Raw genomic sequence first — 1,854 nt, 5'->3', positions numbered from 1 at the left:
ACCCTCTTGGCCTGCCAAATAAAAAATTAACCGGCCTTGTGCCGGTTAATTTTTTTGTACTTAAGTTTTAAGATTATCTAGAATTAATTATATGGATCAATGTCGCCATCTAAAATGGATGGTAGGTGGGGCATTGATAAGTGAGTAAAGATGACAGAACATCCGTCTGGACACAAAGAAGGCCATCAAAAAAAGGAAGTAGTGGTAAGCAGTAATAAACCAGCTACTGAGAAGAAAGAAGGTCTGTTTGCATATTTTAAGAGCTCTTGGACCGAGTTCAAGAAAGTGGTTTGGCCGAGTCGGGATGAAGCGGTCAAAATGACTGTATTTGTAATTATCTTTGTTGCGATTTTAGCAGCCTTCATTTATGTGGCAGATACAATTATTTCATGGTTGTTTTTTGATGTTTTATTAAATAGGAAAGGGTAAAGATGTCAAAGCGTTGGTATGTGGTGCAGGCCTATTCCGGTTTTGAAAAAAATGTCCAAAAAACATTGAAAGAGCGTATTGCTCGTGAAAACATGGAAGATTATTTCGGTCAGATTCTTGTGCCCGTCGAGGAAGTAGTAGATATCAAGAATGGTCGAAAAACCATCAGTGAGCGTAAATTCTATCCAGGCTATGTATTGGTCGAAATGGAAATGACTGATGATTCGTGGCATTTGGTTAAGAGTACTCCTCGAGTAAATGGTTTTGTAGGTGGTAGTGGAAATCGCCCGATCCCAATTTCTCAAAAAGATGCGGATGCTATTTTGCAACAAGCTAAAACAGGTGTTGAGAAGCCAAAACCAAAAGTTGAGTTTGAAGTTGGTCAGCAAGTTCGAGTAAACGAAGGCCCATTTGCTGATTTTAACGGTATTGTTGATGAAGTTAATTACGAACGTAATAGACTGCGTGTTTCAGTTCAGATTTTTGGTCGCGAAACACCGGTTGAATTAGAGTTCGGCCAGGTTGAAAAGATTTAAGTGGTTTAATTCGCTTGAAAAATTTTTTTTAAGCGGATATAATCGCGAATTCTGTTTGGGAAGCGGAATGGTTCCGCGTTATACCCGTTTTTAGGAGTCCTTTAAGTGGCAAAGAAAATTATCGGCTACATTAAACTGCAAATTCCTGCAGGTAAAGCCAATCCATCTCCCCCAGTTGGTCCAGCCTTGGGTCAACGTGGTTTGAACATTATGGAATTCTGTAAAGCATTTAATGCTGCAACCCAAGGTATGGAACCTGGTTTGCCAATTCCAGTCGTGATTACTGCATTTGCAGACAAATCATTCACATTTGTGATGAAAACTCCACCAGCTTCTATCTTGTTGAAAAAAGCTGCTGGTCTGCAAAAAGGTAGTTCTAATCCTCTGACCAACAAAGTGGGCAAATTGACTCGTGCTCAGTTGGAAGAAATTGCTAAAACTAAAGAGCCTGATTTGACTGCTGCTGACTTGGATGCGGCTGTTCGTACTATCGCAGGTTCTGCTCGCTCAATGGGCTTGGACGTGGAGGGTGTTGTATAATGGCTAAAGTATCTAAACGCTTGAAAGCTCTTCGCTCTTCTGTTGAAGCTAACAAACTGTACGCAATTGACGAAGCAATTGCTTTAGTTAAAAAATCTGCTACTGCTAAATTTGACGAGTCTGTTGACGTATCTTTTAACTTGGGCGTTGATCCTCGTAAATCTGACCAAGTTATCCGTGGTTCAGTCGTTCTGCCTAAAGGTACCGGTAAAACAACTCGCGTAGCTGTGTTTACTCAAGGAGCAAATGCAGATGCTGCTAAAGAAGCTGGCGCAGATATTGTCGGTTTTGAAGATCTGGCTGCTGAAATCAAAGCTGGTAACCTGAACTTTGACGTTGTTATTGCTTC

3 protein-coding genes and 1 pseudogene are annotated in these 1,854 nt (G+C 40.7%); all 4 read left to right on the top strand.

Annotation, left to right across the window (positions count from 1 at the left end; genetic code table 11):
* Positions 1 to 150 precede the first annotated feature (150 nt).
* Positions 151 to 429 (top strand): preprotein translocase subunit SecE, encoded by a 279-nt coding sequence (secE, locus tag ACTHSP_RS20215; protein ID WP_314511445.1) that lies wholly within the window; start codon positions 151 to 153, stop codon positions 427 to 429.
* A gap of 2 nt (positions 430 to 431) precedes the next feature.
* Positions 432 to 965: a transcription termination/antitermination protein NusG gene (gene nusG, locus ACTHSP_RS20210; protein WP_003749258.1), complete on the top strand. Its 534-nt coding sequence runs from the start codon at positions 432 to 434 to the stop codon at positions 963 to 965.
* A 105-nt stretch (positions 966 to 1,070) separates the two neighbouring features.
* Complete coding sequence (gene rplK / locus ACTHSP_RS20205) at positions 1,071 to 1,505, top strand: 50S ribosomal protein L11 (protein ID WP_002220151.1); 435 nt, start codon at positions 1,071 to 1,073, stop codon at positions 1,503 to 1,505.
* Positions 1,505 to 1,854: pseudogene (gene rplA / locus ACTHSP_RS20200) on the top strand (50S ribosomal protein L1); the annotation flags it as partial. The gene rplK and the pseudogene rplA, both read left to right, overlap by 1 nt.

The organism is Neisseria sp. P0001.S005 (genome assembly GCF_051963715.1).
This window is presented reverse-complemented; position numbering and strand designations above follow the sequence as displayed.